The sequence below is a fragment of the Ketobacter sp. genome (genome assembly GCF_003671495.1).
Taxonomy (GTDB): Bacteria; Pseudomonadota; Gammaproteobacteria; order Pseudomonadales; family Ketobacteraceae; genus Ketobacter.
In genome coordinates, this window is the sequence record NZ_RCHN01000046.1 from 190,514 (window position 1) to 212,449 (window position 21,936).

A 21,936-nucleotide genomic window follows, 5' to 3' on the forward strand; every position below is an offset into this window, starting at 1 on the left:
TGAAGTTACCGTCTTCAGTGTGCCGCGAAGTTCACCAGGGCTTCGATCTCCCGTTCCAGTAAGGCTTCATTGCCGGTGTTCAGCTCCACAATCCGCCGCAGGTGGGAGGCGCTGTCCACGTCCATATGATCGCAGGCGATGCCCACGTGCTGGTTCTCCAGATGGGCCACGTGGCCCTCCATTCGAATTTCCGTTTCCTCATCACTGAGCAACAGGTACAGCGACACCGGGTCACCTTTTTCCAGGGCGCTGCCCGCGGGTTGTTCCAGCAGTGCTCCCTTCAGGGATATATCCATCAGTTTGGCGGGCCAGTCGCTATCACCACGGGTCAGGCGTGCGCTGGCATCAAAGGCGATGCGTGTAAAGTGGCGTTTTTCGATCATGGCCCTACGCTCTTCTGGTTAAAGATGGTTCATCTCTTTACAGCATAGACAATCTTTCATAAAACGCCGAAATTGCTGATTTTTCAAGTTGGCAGCGTGGCGTTTTTGTAACGTTGTGAAACGAGTACGTACTTGGTTATTTATTGAATAATACGGCGGCCGAGCATGGGAAAAACATCTAAAAACCACAAATTTTCACTATAAAAAATTTTGATGCTGCGTTAATAATTAAAAGATGAAAGTGTCATAGGTTTAAGGGAATATTCGGCGAACGGACCGGCCAACGCATGGTTTCACATCTCTGAAAAGAATTTGCTGTAGAGGTATGGGGTTATGAGAACGACATCCACATCAGAAGATACCCAGTACATCGATGATATCGATGAGGAAATGATGGATGACATTGACGGCGAAATTGAGCAGCGCCTGGAATCGAAAAGTAAACGTTCCGGTGATTATCTGCGCAAGATCGAAGCGTTAATGGAACAGCGTCGCCTGAAACACGACCTGGACGATTACGATGACTGGAGCGATATCGACGACGAGTAACGTCTTCGGTCATAAAAAAACTGCCGGCTGTTCCGGCAGTTTTTTTATCAGGCAAGCACCGGGCGAGCAGGGCGTTTAACTCAGCTTTTTATACTTGAGGCGCTTGGGTTGCACCGACTCCTCGCCATATTTCTTCTTCTTGTAGGCTTCATACTCAGTGAAGTTGCCTTCGAAGAATTCCACCCCTTCCTCACCTTCAAAGTCCAGAATGTGGGTGGCGATCCGGTCCAGGAACCAGCGGTCGTGGGAAATCACGATGGCGGTGCCGGCATAGGTCAGCAGCGCTTCTTCCAGAGCCCGCAGGGTTTCCACATCCAGGTCGTTGGTGGGTTCGTCCAGCAGCAACACGTTACCGCCCTTGCGCAACAGCTTGGCCAGGTGTAAGCGGTTACGCTCACCACCGGACAGCTCACCCACCCGCTTCTGCTGATCGGAGCCCTTGAAGTTGAAACGCCCCACATAAGAGCGGGACGGCATTTCAAACGAGCCCACTTTGATGATGTCCAGGCCGTCGGACACCTCTTCCCAAACGGTCTTGTTGCCGTCCAGCTCATCACGGGATTGATCCACGTAGGCCAGGTCCACGGTTTCACCCAGATGCACTTCACCTTTGTCCGGCTGCTGCTCACCCACGATCATGCGGAACATGGTGGTTTTACCAGCACCATTGGGCCCGATGATGCCCACGATGGCGCCCTTGGGAATGGTGTAGCTGAGATCGTCGTACAGCACCCGGTCACCGAAGGCCTTGGTGACGTTGCGGAATTCGATGACGTCATCCCCCAGCCGTTCTGCCACCGGAATAAACAGCTCCTGGGTTTCGTTGCGCTTTTGTGCTTCCTGGCTGGACAGTTCTTCAAAGCGGGCCATGCGGGCCTTGCTCTTGGCCTGACGGCCCTTGGCGTTGGAGCGTACCCATTCCAGTTCAGCCTTGATGGCTTTCTGGCGCGAAACCTCCTGCTTGGCTTCCTGGGCCAGACGCTCGTCTTTCTGCTCCAGCCAGGAGGAGTAGTTGCCTTTCCAGGGGATGCCATGACCGCGGTCCAGTTCCAGAATCCACTCGGCGGCGTTATCGAGGAAGTAGCGGTCGTGGGTGATGGCCACCACGGTGCCTTTGTATTCGTGCAGGAAGCGCTCTAACCAGGCCACGGATTCCGCGTCCAGGTGGTTGGTGGGTTCGTCCAGCAGCAGCATGTCCGGGCTGGACAGCAGCAGGCGGCACAGGGCCACCCGGCGTTTTTCCCCCCCGGACAACTTGCTGACGTCGGCTTCCCAGGGGGGCAGGCGCAGGGCGTCGGCGGCAATTTCCAGGGTGCGTTCTATGTCCCAGCCGTTGCAGGCGTCGATCTTGTTCTGCAACTCGGCCTGCTCTTCCAGCAGCGCGTTCATTTCATCGTCGGACATGGGCTCGGCGAACTTCATGCTGATCTCGTCAAAGCGGGTCATCACGTCCTTGATTTCACGGATGCCGTCTTCCACGTTGCCGCGCACGTCCTTGGTCTCGTCCAGCTGGGGTTCCTGAGGCAGGTAACCGATGTTGATGCCGGTGGCGGGGCGGGCTTCCCCATCGAACTCTTTATCCACTCCTGCCATAATGCGCAGCAGCGTGGACTTGCCGGCTCCGTTCAGACCCAGCACGCCGATTTTGGCGCCGGGGAAGAAAGACAGGGAGATATCTTTGAGGATTTCACGTTTCGGGGGTACCACTTTGGATACCCGATGCATGGTGTATATATATTGCGCCATAACAGGAAAGTTACTAGTCATTTGTCGGTGGGAATTGTGGCGTACGCTACCCCAATTGTGAGCCTGATGCAAACCGCGCCGACGGAGCCGTGGCGGGGGCTGGCATGCCCTCAAATGAGGCAGTGTAAACAACAATGGTAGGAGACTGTGTGAGACCGGGTAAAGGGTTTGGACTGAGCGTAGTGTTGGGCCTCGTGCTCTGGCTGTGGGCGCTGCCGGGCCTGGGGCAACTGGGCGTGGGGGTGTCGGCTCCGGCCGAGGAGACCTCCCAGGTGGAGGCGGTGAGCAAAGAGTTGGATTTGCTGCGCAAGGAATTGGCGGAGCAGCAGACCATTACCTCCTCCCTGGAACAGAGCATCCAGTCGGTGAAGAACGACATCCAGTCGGCCCCCGGCTTGGCGGATCAATTGCGCAAAGAGATCAAGCAGCTGGAGCAGCGCTCCAGCCAGGGCCCGGTACCGAAATCGGACAATGGCCTGGAGAATGCCATTGCCTTGCTGGATGCCCAGGCTAAAGCCTTACAGGAAAGCCTGTCCTATGTGCTGGCTCAGATTGGGGAGCAGCAGGCCCTGCCCAGCCAGGCCCGGGAGGAGGTGAAAGCCGCCCAGAAGCAGGCCCAGGAGCTGGAACAAAAACTGCGCGACCAGCAGAGCAGCCTCAAAAATGAATCCGTCAAAGCCCTGCAGGCCGGGGTGTTAAAGCAGCAGCTGACGAACGCCAACCTGCGTAAAGCCCTGGCCCAGAACCGGCTCGAAGGCTACCAGAAGCTGCTGGACCTCTATACGGTTAATCGCGACCTGCTGTTCATGCGCATGGAGATGCTGAAATCAGCGTTGGAGATGTTGCGCAAGGAGCGGGACGAGCGGCGTCTGCAAACCGCCGGCGAACACCAGGACACCAGCGTCATCCTGCAGGGCGGATACGAACAGTTGCCCCCGGTACTGGCGGAGGAGCTGAAGGAAAATCAGCGGCTCAAGGATCTGCTGGTGAGCCGCACGGCAGACCTGAACCGTGTTACCGACGAGTTGGTGGCGGGCAAGCAGGAGCTGCAGGATATCCGCTATCGATTTGAGGTGGCCAAGCAGCAGTTGGAGCTGACCTCATACCATCAGTATGTGGACGATTATCTGTTGCGTCAGCGCCAGTTATTGCAGGCCAAAATCCGCGAGCAGGAATCCAGTACCACGCTGCATCAGGACATTTCCCGGGCCCGGCTGGAACAGTTCAAACTGGATGAAAAACTGCATGGGGTGCGCACGGATACGGCCCGCCGCCAGACCATTGAAAAGCGGCTGCAGGAGTCCGGCCTGCAGGTCGAACAGGTGAAAGAGGATCTTAACCGGATATATGAAAGCCGGGCCACTTTGCTGACCAAGCTGGTGGAGATCAACGCCGACTATGTGGTGAACCTCACCAATCTGGAGCTGTTGCAGGGTGATCAGTTGCAGGAGCGGCGGCAATTCTACGAGCTGCTCAACAAGAAACTGTTCTGGCGCCGCAGCGCCACACCACTGGACTGGAACTGGGTGTCGCTGTTGCCCGGCAGTATCCGCTGGTTCGCGATGGAACAGCCCTGGACCGAGCCGTTCCGGATCTGGTATCAGTGGCTGATTCAACCCATCTACCCACTGTTGGCCCTGCTGGTGGTCGCGGCGATTTATGTGGGCGGGCGACGCAAGGTGATCCAGCGCCTGGAGTACGGCACCCAGAAGATTGGCAACGTCACCAAGGACCGTTTCCGTTACACCCTGGAAAGCCTGTTGGGCACTATTCTGCTGGCCTTGCCAATCCCCTTTGCCCTGGTGGTACTGGCGTATCCGTTATTGGCCAGCAACGATACCTCGCTGTTTGGCCTGGGGGTGGGTTCCGCCCTGCTGGTTCTGGCCCGCTGGCTGTCACTGATTGAGTTCGTTCGCCACCTGGTGGAACCCAATGGCCTGGCGGTGCAGCATTTCCGCTGGCGGGCTTCGGCCATTGCGGCGGTGCAGCGCTGGTTGCCGTTGCTGTATCTGCAGTTACCCTGTGCCTTCATCTTTATTGTGGTCTGGCGGGAGGGGGATGACTTCCACTCCGGGATTCTGGGCCGGGCCGCGTTCCTGCTGGTGGCGCTGTTGTTTGTGTTGTTCTGCGCCCGCATGTTCAGCCCCCGGCTGGGCATCACCCAGCAGGAAGGTGGCAAAAGCCAACACTGGTATCAGCGCTGGAATCGGGGGCTGTTCTGGGTCTGTGTGCTGATTCCAGCCTCCCTGGTGGCGCTCTCGGTGCAGGGCTACAGTTTCAGTGCCATGGAAATCATGGTGTTGATGTACCAGACCATTACCTACGGTTTCTTCATTTTTATACTGGAACAGGTGCTGATGCGCTGGTTTGCGGTGCTGGAGCGCAAGCTGGCCTACGCCCGCGCGATTGAAAAGCGGGATGCCCAGCGCAAAGCCAAAGAGCAGCAGGAGGCGGCTGGAGAATCCGGTGAAGCGGTTCCCGAGCTGGAGTTGCCGTCCCTGGATGTGGCCACCATCAGCGAGCAGAACCGGGCGCTGCTGAGAGTGGTGGCATTCTCACTGTTTGCTGTGGTCTGTTATCTCAGTTGGCAGGATTTCTTCCAGGCGATTCAGATCTTCCAGGAAATCGAACTCTGGACATACACCGTTGCCAGCGATACCGGTGTGGAATCCAAGACCGTCACCCTGGAAACGCTGCTGGCGGTGTCCCTGGCGGTGATGATCAGTTATGTGGGTGTGAAAAACCTGCCGGGACTGATTGAGGTGCTGATTCTGCAGCGGCTGAAAGTGGATTCCGGTATCCGCTTTGCCATCACCACCACCGCCCGTTACCTGGTGATAACCGCCGGGGTGATGATCATCTCCGGCATGATTGGCCTGGACTGGAGCAAGCTGGGCTGGTTGGTGGCGGCTCTGGGGGTGGGGCTGGGGTTCGGCCTGCAGGAGATTTTCGCCAATTTCATTTCCGGTCTGATCATCCTGTTTGAGCGCCCCATCCGCATCGGCGATACGGTCACCATCAACGAATTGAGCGGTACCGTGAGCCAGATCCGCATGCGCGCCACCACCATCACCGATTGGGACCAGAAAGAGCTGATCATTCCCAACAAGACCTTCGTTACCAACCAGTTCATCAACTGGACCCTGAGCGACAGCACCACCCGGGTGGTGATCAAGGTGGGGGTGGCCTACGGCAGCGATACGGACCTGGTGGCCAAAACCCTGCTGGAGATTGCCCAGGCCAACCCCATTGTGCTGAAAGAACCGGCGCCGTCGGCCTTCTTCCTGGGTTTTGGGGCCAGCTCCCTGGACTTTGAGTTACGTGGCTTTGTGGCCAACTTCTCCAAACGCCTGGTGCTGATTCACGAACTGCATACGGCCATCGACAAGCGGTTCAGGACGCTGGGTATCGAGATCGCCTTCCCGCAGCTGGACCTGCATGTGAAGCATCTGCCCAAGCCAGACTAATCTGATTTGGAAAACATGAAGAAAATTGATGATGTCCGGCGGGAGTTTCATGTGCCCAGGGGCGGGGTTTTATGTACAATACCGCCCTCATTTAGGCCGCTCCATAGGCCAAGTATTGTTAGTTTAGTATCCAGTTAGCCAGTGAAATGCGGGAGAGACCATGTTTTCAGCCGATATGAATATTGCCGATTTTGATCCCGAGTTGTGGGAAGCCATGGAGGCTGAAAAACAGCGCCAGGAAGAACACATCGAGTTGATCGCTTCCGAAAACTACACCAGTCCCCGCGTGATGCAGGCTCAGGGCTCCGTTCTGACCAATAAATATGCGGAAGGGTATCCCCACAAGCGCTACTACGGCGGCTGTGAGTACGTGGATATCGCGGAAGAGCTGGCCATCAACCGGGTCAAGGAACTGTTTGGTGCCGACTACGCCAACGTGCAGCCCCATTCCGGTTCCCAGGCCAACGCAGCGGTCTACATGGCCCTGCTGAACCCCGGTGATACTGTGCTGGGCATGAGCCTGGCCGAGGGTGGTCACCTTACCCACGGCGCCAAAGTGAATTTCTCCGGCAAAATGTACAACGCGGTGCAATACGGCCTGAACCACGCCACCGGCGAAGTGGACTATGACCAGGTGGCTGAGCTGGCCCGTGAACACAAGCCGAAAATGATTCTGGCGGGCTTCTCCGCTTATTCCCGCACCATGGACTGGCAGAAGTTCCGTGACATTGCCGATGAAGTGGGCGCCTACCTGATGGTGGATATGGCTCATGTGGCCGGTCTGGTGGCGGCCGGTGTATACCCCAACCCGGTGCAGATCGCAGACGTCACCACCTCCACCACCCACAAAACCCTGGGTGGCCCCCGTGGTGGTATCATCCTGGCCCGCAAAAACGAAGAGCTGGAAAAGAAACTGAATTCCGCCGTATTCCCCGGTGGTCAGGGTGGCCCGTTGATGCACGTGATCGCGGCCAAGGCAGTGTGCTTCAAGGAAGCCATGAGCGACGAGTTCAAGGCCTATCAGAAGCAGGTAGTGGTGAACGCCCAGGCCATGGCCAACGTGTTCATCGAGCGGGGCTATGATGTGGTGTCCGGTGGCACCGACAACCACCTGTTCCTGCTGTCCCTGATCAAACAGGACATCACCGGTAAGGATGCGGATGCCGCCCTGGGCAAAGCCTTCATCACCGTGAACAAGAATGCGGTGCCCAACGACCCCCGCTCTCCGTTCGTGACCAGCGGCCTGCGCATCGGCACCCCAGCGGTTACCCGACGTGGCTTTGGGGAGGCGGAAGTGAAAGAACTCGCCGGCTGGATGTGCGATATCCTGGAAGACCTGAACAATGAAGAGCTGATCGCCCAGGTGCGTGAAAAGGTCAAAGCGGTCTGCGCCAAGTATCCGGTGTACGGCCAGTAATCTCGGTAATATTATTGTCTGGTAAGCACTGGACAGTAAAAATAAAAAGCGGCACTCATGTGCCGTTTTTTATTTTCCGTGGAATAAATTGTCCAGACTGTGACTTCGCTTGCGCCGAAAGCGTGCACCATTTAAAGAAAATGCCTCTACTGACCGGCAGCCCGGTTCTTCCTTTCATACACTGAGTACAGCCGGATTTTACGGCGATCAACCACTCATGGGCGGTAATCGCGGTATTTCATTCCCTTCGCACATTTAGGGATTTTTTACTCAACACAAGGAAGCCATCATGAATAAGATCAGCTGCGCGCTAATCGGGGCGTCATTGGCGCTGTCCAGTCCACTGCTGCAAGCGGGCTCTACTTATCAGTATGAAATTGTTATGCCGGGGCACTATTACCAGCCCCTGTATCCCAACCTGAATCTGAACGAGCTGAATAAAATCTCTGTACAGGCCGTAAAAAAAGACTTCAATCCGGAAATAGAACTGGAACAGATGACCCTGGATTTTCAACACGCGACCGACCTGGTGGTGAAGAATTTCTCCCGTGATGGCAATGTGTATCGCGCCATTGTCGATGATGCCTGGGTGTACAAACAGGTTCTGGTGGAAGTGCATGCCATGGAGCCCATCAGTAATCACTCCAATATGGAGATCAGGCTGTTTGTGGTGGAACAGAACAGCAATCTGGATCAGCCATCCCACAGCTTCGGCATGGAAACCTTCCAGGCCCATGGTAATTTGATGGATATTACCCCCAATCCCCTGGCGGATGAGACGTCGCTGACGGTGGGCGGCAAGAATCTGCAGTTAAAACTGTACCGCAATCCCACCGACGTGATCACGCCCATGTACGGCAATTATGGTTTCAAGATAGAAGCAGACTGGATGGGGCATGGCAATCGTGTGTTTGCGATTCCCGCGCCGTTTGGTCCAATGGATGCGGATCAGTTTGATGCTGTGTCATTGCAGATTGAGTCCTTCCCCATCAGTCCAACCGAGATGGATTACCAGATCGCAGTGCACTATGTGGATAAATTCGGTTACCCCAATTCGACGCCGTTAATGCCATTGCAGGATTACCTGATGCAAGTGTTCCCCGGCGCCACCTATCCCTAACGTAATTTACTCCAGGGGCAGTGCTGAAAAGGTGGATTGATTGCGCCCGTTTGCTTTCGACCGGTAAAGATTTTCGTCCGCCAATTTCAGCAGTGCCTCCATGTCCGTGCTTTGGGTTGGCACACAGCAGGCCAGCCCAATGCTCACCGTAACGATGTCTGCAGTATCGGAAACCTGGTGCGGTAAGTGCGCGTTGCGCACGGCGGCCAGGGTCCGCTCGCCGATTTTTTTCAGCACGTCGATGTTGGTTTGCGGATAGATCACCACGAACTCCTCCCCGCCATAGCGGGCCGCCAGTTCCGCCGCCCGCTTGGCCTGGGCGCCGATGATGTCAGCGATGGTTTTGATGCAGATGTCGCCCTGCTGGTGCCCGTAAAAATCGTTGTACTTTTTAAAGTGGTCAATGTCGATGAACATGACCGCGATCGGCGTGCTGTAACGCTGGGCACGGCGCCACTCCCGCTCATACACCAGATCGAAGTAGCGTCGGTTGGCCAGTCCGGTGAGTCCATCTTCCCGTGACATCTTTTCCATGGCCCGGGCCATTTCCTCGCTGTTCTGTTTTTCCAGCTCCAGTAATCGGGATTGCAGATACACGGTGCGGTTCCGGTGTTCCGCCAGATAGGCCATGATCATGCCCATCAGGTTGGCGCCGGTGAACATTTCATGGAACACCAGCCAGTCCAGTTGCAGGTCAGCCACCAGCGCATAGATCAGGCTCACCACCCCCGCCAGCCAGCTGCCGATGCAGGCGGGTATGAAACGCAGACCCAGGGAGGTGTAGGCGATGATCACCACATACAGAGTGCCAATCTGGGCGATGTCCTTGATGATGGCGTTGTCGAGATAATAGGGGCCGATGATGGTCATGGTGATGCCACCACAGGCGCAGAGGGCGGCATAGTATTGGTGCCAGGGATCGAGCCGGGAAATGAACGCACAGCCACCCCCGACCACCACGAAAACGCCCACCGTCAGATGCAGGTAAGGCCAAATGCCCAGGGTGTCGTTGGGGATCAGGGCGAAGATGCCGATCCCCAGCAGCGCATAGATGGCGAACACATAGGCGATGTTGCGGCGCAGGGTCAGAATGGCCTGGGTCAGGTGTTGCTGTTGATACGCCTGTTCCAGCTCAGCGGGAAAGTGCAGCTTGGGGAATCCGCTGTGTAAAACGGCCTGAATTTGCTGCAGGGTCTGGTTGGGCAAGGCGTCGCTCCCGGCTTTTTTGATGCGCTTACCCTAACCTTAGCACTCTATGGGCAGCATGGCAGCCGGGAGCCTGGGGGAATCAGGCCACCTGCACTGCCTGCTCTGCCAGCGCGTTGTTGACCGCAGCCACGATGGCGTTCATGGACGCCAGCAGGCTGTCCTCGTGGATGGCGGCACCCTGATAGCGGCCGCCCAGGCAATGTACCTGCACAGCGGCGGCGGCCTGGCTCTCGGTGGAGTGCTGCAGGCTGTGCTCTTCATAGTCCAGCACATCCAGGTTCAGGCCGAAGTGCTGATTCAAACCGTTGCAAAAGGCAGACAGGGCGCCATTGCCGATGGCGTCGACACTGATCAGCTCACCCTTGTACTCCACCACAAAGTTGATCTGTTCGTTCTCAATATGCTCCAGACGATAGGATTTCACCGCCATGGGGCTTTGCACCATAAAGTGCTGCTGGAACAACGTCCAGATTCGTTGCGAGGGGATCTCTCCGGCGCTCTGCTCCGCGTCCCCCTGCACCACTCGGCTCAAGGCAATCTGCATCCAGCGGGGCAGCACGATGCCGTGATCTTTTTCCAGCACAAAGGCCACGCCGCCTTTGCCGGACTGACTGTTGATGCGCACCACCGCCTCGTAACTGCGGCCCAGGTCCGCCGGGTCGATAGGCAAGTAGGCAACATCCCACAAATCCTGTGGTTGGCGCTGGGTCAGGCACTTGCGGATGGCATCCTGATGGCTGCCGGAAAAGGCCGTGTAAACCAGGTCCCCGGCGTAAGGGTGACGGGGATGCAGTTGAATCTTGGTGACGTCCTGTACCACGGAGATGATCTCATCCATGCCGGACAAATCCAGCTCGGGGTCCACGCCGCGGCTGTATAAATTCATGGCCATGGTGACGATGTCCATGTTGCCGGTGCGCTCGCCGTTACCCAATAAGGTGCCTTCCACCCGGTCGGCGCCGGCCATCACGCCCAGTTCGGCGGCGGCCACACCACAGCCCCGGTCATTATGGGTGTGCAGTGACACGATGACGTTTTCGCGCTGGCTCACATGGCGGCAGAAATGCTCGATCTGGTCCGCATACACATTGGGGGTGGTCATCTCCACGGTGGCGGGCAGGTTGATGATGACTTTGTTGTCCGCGCTGGGTTGCCATACGTCGATCACAGCATTGCAGATCTCGACTGCGAAATCCGGTTCGGTGCCGCTGTAGCTCTCCGGTGAATACTGAAACTGCCATTGGGTATCCGGGTGCTGCTCCGCTGCGGACTTGATCAGGCGGGCGCCCTGCACGGCGATGTCCAGGATGCCGGCTTTATCCAAACCGAATACCTGTTTGCGCTGCACGGGGGAGGTGGAATTGTACAGATGCACAATGGCTTTTTTGGCCCCCTGCAAGGCTTCGAAGGAGCGCTGGATCAATTCCGGACGGGACTGGGTGAGCACCTGGATGGCCACATCGTCCGGCACCATGCCGTCCTCGATGATGGCCCGCACAAAGTCGAAATCCGGTTGCGACGCCGCCGGGAAGCCCACCTCGATCTGCTTGAAGCCCACCTTTACCAACAGGGCAAACAGGCGTTTTTTCTCTTCCACCGTCATGGGCTCGATCAGCGCCTGGTTGCCGTCCCGCAGGTCCACGCTGCACCAGGCGGGGGCCTGGCTGATGACCTGGTTGGGCCAGGTGCGGTCGGTCAACTGGATGGGCAAATAGGGCATGTATTTGCGATGGTCGAAGGACATGGTGGAACTCCGTCAAGGTTGTGCCTGGGGATTGCGAATGAAAGAGGTCTGGCCCGGGCCTGGGGTGAATTGCCTTGCCAACATCCTGCCGGGTAAGCAGGGGAACCACTACCGGCTGAGTTGCCTTGTGAGCTTCTCTGGGGTGGTGGATACGGGCGGCGACCTGATGCAACACAGTCTATGGCATCAGGCGGGAAATAAGATTGCGAAAATAGCGTTGTTTTTGGTCTTGAGAAGAATATTATTCCAAATATACTGTTAATATTGAATTATTATTGTTTGTTGGGGAAAAGGTCAGCAATGGACAAGTACGATCAGCGCATATTGGAAGAGATTCAGGCCGATGGCCGCATCAGCAACCAGGATTTGGCGGAACGCATTGGCTTGTCCCCCAGCCCCTGCCTGCGCCGGGTGCGCCAACTGGAGGAGGACGGGCTCATCGATCGCTATGTGGCACTGCTGAATCCGGACAAGCTGGGCCTGAAAATGACCGCCCTGATCCAGATCTCGATGGATAAGCACACGCCGGAGCGTTTTGCCCACTTTGAAGAGCAGGTGGCCGGCTTCCCCGAGGTGCAATCCTGTTATCTGATCACCGGGCAAAGCGCGGATTACCTATTGAAAGTGGTGGTGCGGGATATGGATCACTTCCAGGCTTTCTTGCTGGGCAAGCTCACCCGTATTGAAGGGGTGTCCGGCGTGCATTCCAGTTTTGTGATGCGCAAAGTGGTGGATAAAACCGCCATTCCCATATAGGTATATCTTGCCCATGTAGGTATATTTTGCGGTATGATTCGCCCACTTTACTGACCCGGCTACACTGATCCATCCACAGGAATTTCCATGCATTGCCCATTCTGTAACGCCGATGACACCAAGGTTATTGATTCCCGCCTCGTTGCAGAGGGCAATCAGGTGCGCCGCCGCCGGGAATGCCTGGCCTGTAATGAGCGTTTTACCACCTACGAAAGCGCCGAGCTGTTGATGCCGAAAGTGGTGAAATCCGACGGTACCCGTGAGCCGTTTGACGAAAATAAGCTCAGGAGCGGCATCCAGCGGGCCCTGGAGAAGCGTCCGGTGGCGGTGGAGCAGGTGGAGGCCGCGGTCACCAAGATCTGCCACAAGCTGCGGGCCACTGGGGAGCGGGAGCTGCCGTCACGGGTGATCGGGGAGGAGGTCATGGAGGCCCTTCGGGAGCTGGACCAGGTGGCCTATGTGCGTTTTGCCTCCGTCTACCGGGACTTCCAGGACATCAGCCAGTTCTCGGATGAGATCGCCCGCCTGCAGAAAAACGGCAAAATCAACAGCGTTAAATAGTCCAGTTGCTGTGGTATACTCTGCGGCCGAATTTTCAGGTAGTGGCCCTATTCCATGACCGCAGCGCTCTTTACCCGTACCGATCACCAGCATATGGCCGAGGCAATCCGGCTGGCGTGGCGTGGTCTGTATACCACTCATCCGAATCCACGGGTGGGCTGCGTTGTGGTGAAGGACGGCCGAGTGGTGGGGCGGGGCTGGCATCAGGTCGCCGGTGAGGGCCATGCCGAAGTCAACGCCCTGCGTGAGGCGGGCACTGCGGCCCGCGGCGCGAGCGCCTATGTGTCCCTGGAACCCTGCAGCCATCATGGCAAGACCCCACCCTGTGCCGAAGCTCTGATTCAGGCCGGTGTGGCCCGGGTCGTCAGTGCCATGCAAGATCCCAATCCCCAAGTGTCCGGCCGCGGCCATCAACGGCTGCAGGCGGCCGGCATTCAGACTGCCTGCGGTTTGCTGCAGGATCAGGCAGAACGCATCAATCCCGGATTCAACAAACGCATGCGCACCGGCCTGCCCTGGGTTTGGGTTAAATCCGCCATGAGTGTGGATGGTCGCACGGCCATGGCCAGTGGGGAAAGCCAGTGGATAACAGGAGCCGCCGCCCGTGCTGATGTGCAACGCCTGCGGGCTCGCTGTGAAGCCATTATCACCGGCGTGGACACCGTGATTGCCGACGACGCTGCGTTGACGGTGCGCCCGGAGCTGTGGCCCGAGGCCCTGGCCGGTGACGATAACCTGGCGGGTTGGAGCTGGCCTGTGGGTTTTGCCCCCAAGCAGCCTCTGCGGGTGATCGTGGATTCCCACTTGCGTACTCCGGTTACGGCCAGCATTCTGGCCCAGCCCGGCCACACCCTGATTGCCTGCGCCCGGCCTGATTCTCAGAAAATACAGGCCCTTGAGGCCGCTGGAGCGGAGGTTATGACGCTGCCGGAGGCAGAGGGGCGGGTGGATCTGCAGGCGCTGTTGCAGGCACTGGCCCGGCGCGAAGTGAACGAAGTGCTGGTGGAGGCCGGCGCGGTGCTGGCAGGAGCCTTTGCCCGGCACCGGTTAGTGGATCAGTGGGTCTGTTATATGGCCCCCAAGCTCATGGGCAGCAGCGCCCGGCCGGTGCTGGATTTCAGCATTGAGTCCATGGGTGACGCCCGGGAACTACACTTAACGGACCTGCGCCAGATCGGCCAGGACATTCGTATGACCTATAGCTGGAGACCTTGACATGTTTACGGGGATCATTGAAGCGGTGGGCCGGATTGCCAACATGGAAGCCAAGGGCGGAGATATGCGCCTGCGCATCCAGACCGGCAAGTTGGACCTGGGTGATGTGAAACTGGGGGACAGCATTGCCGTCAACGGTGTGTGCCTGACGGTGATCGATCTGCCCGGGGACGGGTTCTGGGCCGACGTGTCCCTGGAGACCCTGAACCATACCAGCTTCAGCCAGTTGAAGACCGGTTCCCCGGCAAACCTGGAGAAAGCGCTGACTCCCACCACCCGTTTGGGCGGGCATCTGGTGTCCGGTCATGTGGACGGTCTGGGTGAGATTGTGTCCCGTGCCGAAGACGCCCGCTCCATTCATTTCAAGGTGAAAGCACCGGACGAGCTGGCCAAGTACATCGCCCACAAAGGCTCCATCTGTGTGGATGGGATCAGCCTGACGGTGAATGCGGTCAGTGGTGTCATATTCGATTTGAACATCGTGCCCCATACTGTGCAGGAAACCACGGTTGGGCAATGGCAGCCCGGCGTGAAAGTGAACCTGGAAGTGGACGTGATTGCCCGCTATCTGGAACGCATGCTGCTGGGCGACAAAGCGGCGGACCCCAAAGCCGGTGGTGACATCACCATGAGCTTTCTGGCGGAAAACGGTTTTTTAAAGTAAGGCTTGATATATGCAATTGAACACAGTTGAAGAGCTGATTGAAGACATTCGTCACGGCAAGATGGTGATCCTGATGGATGACGAAGACCGTGAAAATGAAGGTGATCTGGTGATGGCCTCCACCATGGTGCGGCCGGAAGACATCAACTTCATGATCAAACATGCCCGCGGCCTGGTGTGCCTCACCATGACCCGCGACCGGTGCCAGCAGTTGAACCTGCCGTTGATGGTGTCCGGCGCCAACGGCTCCCAGTTCGGCACCAACTTCACCCTGTCCATCGAGGCGGCAGAAGGGGTTTCCACCGGCATCTCCGCAGCCGACCGCGCCCGCACCGTGCAGGCGGCGGTGGCACGGGATGCGAAACCCTCCGACATCGTGCAGCCGGGCCATGTGTTCCCCATCATGGCGCAGCCCGGTGGTGTGTTGCGGCGTGCCGGGCACACGGAAGCCGGTTGCGATCTGGCACGTCTGGCAGGGTTGGAGCCGTCTTCTGTGATTGTGGAAATCATCAACGAAGATGGCACCATGGCCCGGCGTCCGGACCTGGAAAAGTTCGCCCAGGAACACGGCCTGAAAATCGGTACCATCGCAGACCTGATTCACTACCGCACCGTCAACGAGCGTACGGTGGAACAGGTGCGACGGGAATCCCTGCCCACGCAATACGGCGATTTTGACCTGGTGTTGTTCAGGGACCTGATCGATGGCCAGAAGCATGTGGCGCTGGTGAAAGGGGATGTGAGCAAAGTGGATGCGCCCTTTGTGCGGGTGCACGTGGCCGACCCGCTGCGGGATCTGATGATGGCCGTAAAGGAAAAGTCCAGTGGCTGGAACCTGTCCAAATCCCTCAGCTTTTTGGGTGCGCATTCTGAACCGGGTGTGGTGCTGCTGTTGGGGGATTCCTTTGAAAGCCACAACATCGAAGACCTGGTGGACGGTTTCTTCTCCGGTCGCAGCCCGGCCCGCCCCACCACCGGCGATGGCACCGGCATTTATCGCACCATCGGTACCGGTTCGCAGATTCTGCGGGATCTTGGGCTGAGCAAAATGCGCCTGTTGAGCTCGCCCATGCGGTTCAACGCCCTGTCCGGGTTTGATCTGGAAATTGTGGAGTACGTCGAAAGCGACGTAACCCAGTAACGTGTTTTTAATTACGAAATTGATTGGGAAAAGGTAACAACATGACAAACGTAACCGTAGTGGAAGGTGATTTTCGCGCAACCGATGCCAAGTTCTCCATCGTGGTGGCCCGCTTCAACAGTTTTGTGGTGGAAAGCCTGTTAACCGGCGCCATCGATGCCCTGGTGCGTCACGGCGTGGCAGAAAAGAACATCGAAGTGATCCGTGTGCCCGGCGCGTTCGAGCTGCCTTTGGCGGTGAAGCAGGTGGCCCATAAGCGCAAGCCCGATGCCATCGTGGCCCTGGGTGCGGTGATCCGCGGTGGTACGCCGCATTTTGATTACGTGGCCGGTGAATGCACCAAGGGTGTGGCCAGTGTGATGCTGGACACCGATGTGCCCATCTCCTTCGGGGTATTGACCACCGACACCATTGAGCAGGCCATCGAGCGTTCCGGTACCAAGGCCGGCAACAAGGGTGCCGAGGCGGCCATTGGCGCCCTGGAAATGGTCAGCCTGCTTCGCAATCTTTAACTGAGGTCTGTGGCAGTCGATGAACACCGCTTCGCAAAAACCTTCTCCGTCCGCGCGTCGCAAGGCGCGCCGGTTCACCGTGCAGGCTCTGTATCAGTGGCAGATGACCGGCACCAACCTGGGGGAAATTGAAACCCAGTTCCGCGTGGACAATGACATGCGCAAAACCGATGTGGCTTACTTCCACGAGTTGCTGCATGAGATTCCCAAATGCATCAACGAACTGGATGGCCATTTCAAACCCTATCTGGATCGTGAGATCAAGGACCTGGACCGGGTGGAGTTGGCCATACTGCGCATCGGCACCTACGAACTCAGTAAGCGGGTGGACGTGCCGTACAAAGTGGCCATCAACGAAGGCATTGAGCTGGCCAAATACTTTGGTGCCACTGAGAGCCACAAATACGTAAACGGCATTCTGGATAAAGTGGCGCAAAAGCTGCGTGTGCTGGAATTGAAAGCCAACGACAAACCCGCCGACTAAGCAGTATGAACGAGTTTGCCCTCATTGACGCCTACTTCAAACGCCTCAGCGACCACGCCGGGGCGTTGTTGTCTGCGTCCCATCCTGAGCTGATGCCGGCCCTGGGGATTGGTGATGATTGTGCGCTGCTCAATGTACCTGCCGGCATGCAGCTGGCGGTGTCCTCCGATACGCTGGTGGCGGGCGTGCACTTTCCGGCGTCCGCCAGTGCCTATGATATCGGTTACAAATCCCTGGCGGTGAACCTGAGTGATCTGGCGGCCATGGGGGCGCAACCGGCCTGGTTTTCCCTGTGTCTCACCTTGCCGGACGGCGACGGGCAATGGATCGAATCCTTCTGCGATGGCATGGCCGCTGTCATGGAGCCGAGCCCCATTGTGTTGGTGGGCGGTGATACCACGCGGGGCCCGCTGAGCATCAGCATTCAGGTGATGGGGCTGGTGCCGCAGGGCAAAGCCATGACTCGCAGCGGTGCCCAGGTGGGGGATACGGTGTATGTGTCCGGCTGTGTGGGTGAGGCGGGGTTGGGATTGCGCCTGGCGCAGAACGAGCAGGATGAGCTGTGGTCACAGCCTCTGGATCATCCGCATTTGTTGTCACGCCTGCATCGCCCCGAGCCGCGGGTTGTGTTGGGTTGGGCTATTAAAACCGTTGCCCATGCTTGCATCGATGTGTCCGATGGTTTACTGGCGGATTTGCATCACCTGGTGCAGGCCAGCGGGGTTGGCGCGCAACTGGATTTGAATGCCATTCCCAGCGCGCAAGGAATGGATCTCATGGCGGCCGTGGGGGCGGGGGACGATTATGAACTGTGTTTCACCGCGGCGCCCGCTGATCATGATCAAGTGATTGCCATGGGCCATGTGTTGGCGTTACCCATTACCGCCATTGGCACCATCACCGAAACAACCGGCATTGTCGACTTGCAGGGTCAGCCCGTGGTGGCAGCCGGTTATCAGCATTTTTGATTATTGATAAACGATTTATGAATTCTGTTCCCCGCACGGCGTTTTCCAATCCCATTCATTTTCTGGCCATCGGCCTGGGCAGCGGTGCTGCGCCCAAAGCGCCGGGCACCTTCGGCACACTGGCGGCCGTGGTGCTGTATGTGCCGCTGGCGTTGCTCAGTGTGGAGTGGTATGGCGGGGTGGTGGTGCTGGCCGCGCTGGTGGGCATTTATTTGTGTGATAAAACCTCGAAGGACTGGGGAGTGCATGATCACGGTGCCATCGTTTGGGATGAGTTTGTCGGCTACTGGATTACCATGTTCATGATCCCCGTCACCTGGTACTGGGCGCTGTTGGGGTTTGCACTGTTCCGTCTGTTCGATATCTGGAAACCCTGGCCGGTGCGCTACTTTGATCAGCACGTGCACGGTGGCTTGGGCATTATGCTGGATGACATCGTCGCCGGGGTCATGGCCTGGATGGTGTTGTTCTGCGTCGTACGTTACCTTCCTCACTACCTTCCACACTATCCTCTGTAAAATCCGATTGGCCGTTTTCGCCATTGCCCCTGTCCGCAGGCTGTCTTATTTATTAAAACTCATTGCCAAGGGAGAAACAGAATGAGTGTCATCAGCAGCCAACAACAAGACCGTGTACAGGTCATTCAATGGGATGACGGCAAGGCCAATGCCGTGTCGCAGCCATTGCTGGACGAACTGCACGAGGCCTTGGATCAGGCGCAACAGGATAAAAAAGCCGTGGTGTTGGTGGGGCGGCCCGGCCGTTTTTCTGCCGGTTTTGATTTGAACGTCATGGGGCAGGGCGGCGATGCCATGGCCCGGCTGGTGGTGGGCGGTGCCAAGTTGGCCAGCCGACTGCTGGCATTCCCCATGCCGGTAGTGGTGGCCTGCAGTGGGCATGCACTGGCCATGGGCGGGCTGTTGTTGTTGTCGGCGGATCATCGTGTGGGTGTGTCCGGTGAGTTCAAGATTGGATTGAACGAGGTGGCCATCGGTTTGACCATGCCCTGGTTCGGTGTGGAACTGGCCCGGGGCAGACTGCATCCGGCCCATTTCAATCGCGCCGTGAATAACGCCGAGATGTATACGCCGGACACGTCCGTTGCCGCAGGTTTTCTGGATCAGGTGGTGGCGGCAGAGCATCTGCTGAACACTGCAGTGGTCAAGGCGGAAGCCCTGATGCAGTTGAATATGGAGGCCCATCACGGCACCAAGCTGCGGGTGCGGGAAGACCTGTTGGGCGCGCTGCAAACGGCCATCAGCAAAGACTTTGGAGCCGCCGCCCTGGAGTGGTAAACGTCGGGCTGCGCATGGAGTCAGTCCAGCGCGGCCTGCAGGAATTGGCGATAGGCCTGGTTCACCTGGTCCGGTGCTTCCCATTGTGGGTAGTGACCAATGTTGGCCAGGGACAGGATCATTAATGGTGGTCCCACCACCTCTTTGTAGCGGGCCACCATGTGCGCGCCGGATATTGGGTCCACTGCGCCATTGATCAGGCCAATGGGAATGCGGCTGTCGGCCAGGGCTTGTACCCAGCGGGCCCGGTGCTGACGTCGTTGCTTCATATAGTCGATCAGTTTGTGCAGGGTGCGGCGACCGTTGTTGAAATTGATCAGTTCCCAATAGCCCTCAATCAACTCAGCGTCCGGTTGCGTCTCCGGTCCAAAAATCCGCTTCATGGTGTTGTGGATCGATTGCTTGCCCATGTGTCGCGTAAGGAAGGGTCCCAGCGGTCCGGCCAACCATTTCTGGATCAGGCGCGCGCGGTGGGTTTCCGGAAACAATCCCCCATTCAACAGGCAGACCGATAACCACTGGGGGTGTTCCCGTTCATTCTGCCGGGCCAGTAATTCCTGGGCCACCGTATCGCCGTAGTCGTGGGACAGCACATGAAACTGTGTCAACCCCAGTTGCTGCACCAGCGCTTCCACAATATCCGCCTGTTCCTGAATTCGATAGTGATAGGGGTAGGGCTTGTCGGAAAATCCGAAGCCGAGGAAATCCAGGGCAATCAGGCGGAAATCCTCGGTCAGCAATGGCCATAGCCGCTCCCAGTCCCAGCTTGAAGTGGGGTAGCCGTGCAGCAACAGGATGCAGGGTTTATCCGGAGTGGGGTGCTTGCCGACATCGGCAGAGTCCAGTACGAAGAGGGAGTGCCCGTTCAGGCGCAGGCTTTTGCCCATGGATTTCCACTGCCGGGGCGAGTGATTCATAGCGAATCCTTGCGTGTTGTTTGGATGCAGTAAACAAGTGCAGTAAACATGGGGAGTGGTCGGATTGTCAAATACGGGCGCCGGACTCTCGCTGCGCTTGTTGGCTGGCGACAGTCCGGCACCGGTGATGGGCTAGCTCTTCTGGCCGCGGCGGGCCTCAATGCGGGTGACGAAATCCTGCATGATCTGCTCATAGAGCTGGTTACCCAGGAACAGATCTTCCACGCCGTGATCGATACTGGGATTGTCGTTCACTTCGATCACCAGGGCCCGGTCGCCGGACTGCTTGATGTCCACACCGTACAATCCGTTGCCGATCAATTTGGTGGCTTTCAGGGCTGCGTCCAATACCGCTTTGGGGGCTTCATAGGTGGGCATGGTGTCGAAGCCGCCACTGGTGAAGCGCCCGCCTTTGCCGGAATGGTTATAGATCTGCCAGTGATCCTTGGCCATGTAATAGCGGCAGGCGTACAGGGGCTTGTTGTTGATGACGCCGATGCGCCAGTCAAAATCCGTATAGAGAAATTCCTGGGCCAGCACCAGGGCGGATTTCTTGAACAGGGCCTGGATCTTGGCGTCGAATTCCTCCGGTGTGCTGACCTTGAACACGCCTTGGGAAAAGGCGCCATCGGGAATCTTCAGCACGATGGGGAAACCAATGCTCTCCATGGCCGTTTGCAACGCGCCTTTGTCCTGCTTGCTGAGGATAAATGTTTTGGGGGACGGTACCTTGTTGAGGTTGAACAGATCCGTCAGGTACACCTTGTTGCAGCAGCGCAGGATGGACATGGGATCATCAATGACCACCATGCCCTCGGATTCCGCTTTTTTTGCAAAGCGAAAGGTGTGGTGGTCAATGGCGGTGGTTTCGCGGATAAAGAGCGCGTCGTATTCCGCCAGGCGCACATAATCCTTGCGGTCGATGATGTCCACATCCACGCCCAGTTTGTTGCCGGCCTTGATGAAGCGCTTGATGGCACCGGCATCACTGGGGGGTAACTTCTCATCCTTGTTGGTGAGAATGGCCAGGTCATAGCGGTACTGCTTGCGCGCTTTGGGCGAACGCCAGATTTTATGGCTGAATCGATCCAGCGCATTGGCGAACTCAGTCTGCTGTTCGTCGGTTTTCAGGTTGTGGGGCGACAGCGCCTGCAACTCGGTGATCTGCCAGCGTTCGTCAAAGCGCAGGCTCACCTGCAGAATCGGGCAGGGGAGTTTTTCAAACAGATCCTTGGCCAGGTTCTTGAATTCCATCTCCGCGGTGGAGCCGAAATAGGTGATGAACGTGATCTCCTTTTCCGGATCGGAACCCTGCAGTTCGCGGTCTTTCAGTTCGGTCAGATCATCCAGGTGCAGGGTGTACAGCGACTTCTGGTTGAGATCATTGATGACCCGCAGTGACGGCATGATATGGTGATCCCGCGCCTCACCCAGCAGGGAGCAGTAATACCCCTTGGACAGGTATTTATAGCTGCGACACAGGTTGATCACCCGGGTGCGGGTTTTCTTTTTGTCTTCCTGGAGGCTGAGGTAATCATCAAAGGTGATAACGTCTTCGGCGGGAAAATAGGGTGCCCAATCTTTCAGGGAGTCGACCACTACGAGAAGTTGTGACATGGTTTCCTGTTGGTATCTGTGTTGTTGGCTGTATTGGTATCCGTGTTGGCGTCCGAGTTGGTAGCTACGAATAAATGAATGTGTGGGGCGTGGCGGACTGTCTGCGCCTGCCCCATGCGGGAAATATTGGATTCAACCACCCGGAATTACAAGTACCTGGACGACTATTTT

20 protein-coding genes are annotated in these 21,936 nt (G+C 57.4%); 14 read left to right on the plus strand and 6 right to left on the minus strand.

The genetic code is table 11. The features are described from left to right. Positions 1–14: 14 nt before the first annotated feature. Positions 15–383, minus strand: a complete 369-nt coding sequence (locus D9N14_RS22225) for a PilZ domain-containing protein (RefSeq protein ID WP_290583986.1) — start codon at positions 381–383, stop codon at positions 15–17. A gap of 333 nt (positions 384–716) precedes the next feature. Between D9N14_RS22225 and D9N14_RS22230 the strand changes: the two genes are divergently transcribed. Next, on the plus strand, positions 717–932 hold the full coding sequence (locus D9N14_RS22230) for a PA3496 family putative envelope integrity protein (RefSeq protein ID WP_290583988.1): 216 nt from the start codon (positions 717–719) through the stop codon (positions 930–932). A gap of 75 nt (positions 933–1,007) precedes the next feature. On the opposite strand, the gene ettA is transcribed toward D9N14_RS22230, so the two are convergent. Next, the gene (gene ettA, locus D9N14_RS22235; protein ID WP_290583990.1) at positions 1,008–2,678 is read right to left on the minus strand and encodes an energy-dependent translational throttle protein EttA; all 1,671 of its coding nucleotides are present in this window, start codon (positions 2,676–2,678) and stop codon (positions 1,008–1,010) included. Between the two features lie 149 nt (positions 2,679–2,827). On the opposite strand from ettA, the gene D9N14_RS22240 reads away from it, so the two are divergent. The 3 genes from D9N14_RS22240 (at position 2,828) to D9N14_RS22250 (ending at position 8,682) form a co-directional block, all read left to right on the plus strand. After that, positions 2,828–6,145 (plus strand): mechanosensitive ion channel domain-containing protein, encoded by a 3,318-nt coding sequence (locus D9N14_RS22240; protein WP_290583992.1) that lies wholly within the window; start codon positions 2,828–2,830, stop codon positions 6,143–6,145. Positions 6,146–6,305: 160 nt separating this feature from the next. Continuing rightward, a complete protein-coding gene (glyA, locus tag D9N14_RS22245; RefSeq protein WP_290583994.1) occupies positions 6,306–7,562 on the plus strand; it encodes a serine hydroxymethyltransferase in 1,257 nt (418 codons plus the stop codon). A gap of 289 nt (positions 7,563–7,851) precedes the next feature. Then, entirely contained in the window at positions 7,852–8,682 is an 831-nt protein-coding gene (locus tag D9N14_RS22250) for a hypothetical protein (protein WP_290583996.1), read from the plus strand. Positions 8,683–8,688: 6 nt separating this feature from the next. Here the strand turns inward: D9N14_RS22250 and D9N14_RS22255 are convergent, their stop codons facing one another. Together D9N14_RS22255 and leuA are read right to left on the minus strand one after the other, a co-directional pair. Next, on the minus strand, positions 8,689–9,888 hold the full coding sequence (locus D9N14_RS22255; RefSeq protein ID WP_290583998.1) for a diguanylate cyclase: 1,200 nt from the start codon (positions 9,886–9,888) through the stop codon (positions 8,689–8,691). Between the two features lie 82 nt (positions 9,889–9,970). Then, the gene (leuA, locus tag D9N14_RS22260; RefSeq protein WP_290584000.1) at positions 9,971–11,635 is read right to left on the minus strand and encodes a 2-isopropylmalate synthase; all 1,665 of its coding nucleotides are present in this window, start codon (positions 11,633–11,635) and stop codon (positions 9,971–9,973) included. Positions 11,636–11,935: 300 nt separating this feature from the next. Between leuA and D9N14_RS22265 the strand changes: the two genes are divergently transcribed. The 10 genes from D9N14_RS22265 (at position 11,936) to D9N14_RS22310 (ending at position 19,231) form a co-directional block, all read left to right on the plus strand. Further along, positions 11,936–12,391: an Lrp/AsnC family transcriptional regulator gene (locus tag D9N14_RS22265; protein WP_290584002.1), complete on the plus strand. Its 456-nt coding sequence runs from the start codon at positions 11,936–11,938 to the stop codon at positions 12,389–12,391. Between the two features lie 87 nt (positions 12,392–12,478). Next, entirely contained in the window at positions 12,479–12,952 is a 474-nt protein-coding gene (gene nrdR / locus D9N14_RS22270; protein WP_290584004.1) for a transcriptional regulator NrdR, read from the plus strand. A gap of 54 nt (positions 12,953–13,006) precedes the next feature. Then, positions 13,007–14,167, plus strand: a complete 1,161-nt coding sequence (gene ribD, locus D9N14_RS22275; RefSeq protein ID WP_290584006.1) for a bifunctional diaminohydroxyphosphoribosylaminopyrimidine deaminase/5-amino-6-(5-phosphoribosylamino)uracil reductase RibD — start codon at positions 13,007–13,009, stop codon at positions 14,165–14,167. A gap of 1 nt (position 14,168) precedes the next feature. After that, positions 14,169–14,831: a riboflavin synthase gene (locus D9N14_RS22280; protein WP_290584008.1), complete on the plus strand. Its 663-nt coding sequence runs from the start codon at positions 14,169–14,171 to the stop codon at positions 14,829–14,831. Positions 14,832–14,841: 10 nt separating this feature from the next. Further along, on the plus strand, positions 14,842–15,972 hold the full coding sequence (gene ribBA, locus D9N14_RS22285; RefSeq protein WP_290584010.1) for a bifunctional 3,4-dihydroxy-2-butanone-4-phosphate synthase/GTP cyclohydrolase II: 1,131 nt from the start codon (positions 14,842–14,844) through the stop codon (positions 15,970–15,972). A gap of 41 nt (positions 15,973–16,013) precedes the next feature. Next, positions 16,014–16,484, plus strand: coding sequence for a 6,7-dimethyl-8-ribityllumazine synthase (gene ribE / locus D9N14_RS22290; protein WP_290584012.1), 471 nt, complete (start codon positions 16,014–16,016; stop codon positions 16,482–16,484). A 19-nt stretch (positions 16,485–16,503) separates the two neighbouring features. Then, positions 16,504–16,968 carry a transcription antitermination factor NusB gene (gene nusB / locus D9N14_RS22295; protein WP_290584014.1) on the plus strand — a complete coding sequence of 155 codons (465 nt, stop codon included), beginning with the start codon at positions 16,504–16,506 and terminating at the stop codon, positions 16,966–16,968. 5 nt (positions 16,969–16,973) lie between these two features. Beyond that, positions 16,974–17,936: a thiamine-phosphate kinase gene (gene thiL, locus D9N14_RS22300; RefSeq protein WP_290584016.1), complete on the plus strand. Its 963-nt coding sequence runs from the start codon at positions 16,974–16,976 to the stop codon at positions 17,934–17,936. A 17-nt stretch (positions 17,937–17,953) separates the two neighbouring features. Continuing rightward, a complete protein-coding gene (locus D9N14_RS22305) occupies positions 17,954–18,454 on the plus strand; it encodes a phosphatidylglycerophosphatase A (protein ID WP_290584018.1) in 501 nt (166 codons plus the stop codon). 81 nt (positions 18,455–18,535) lie between these two features. Next, positions 18,536–19,231 (plus strand): crotonase/enoyl-CoA hydratase family protein, encoded by a 696-nt coding sequence (locus tag D9N14_RS22310; protein WP_290584020.1) that lies wholly within the window; start codon positions 18,536–18,538, stop codon positions 19,229–19,231. A gap of 20 nt (positions 19,232–19,251) precedes the next feature. On the opposite strand, the gene D9N14_RS22315 is transcribed toward D9N14_RS22310, so the two are convergent. Together D9N14_RS22315 and D9N14_RS22320 are read right to left on the minus strand one after the other, a co-directional pair. Beyond that, positions 19,252–20,148: an alpha/beta fold hydrolase gene (locus D9N14_RS22315; RefSeq protein WP_290584022.1), complete on the minus strand. Its 897-nt coding sequence runs from the start codon at positions 20,146–20,148 to the stop codon at positions 19,252–19,254. 132 nt (positions 20,149–20,280) lie between these two features. Then, positions 20,281–21,765 carry a RimK family protein gene (locus D9N14_RS22320; RefSeq protein WP_290584024.1) on the minus strand — a complete coding sequence of 495 codons (1,485 nt, stop codon included), beginning with the start codon at positions 21,763–21,765 and terminating at the stop codon, positions 20,281–20,283. Between the last annotated feature and the right edge of the window lie 171 nt (positions 21,766–21,936).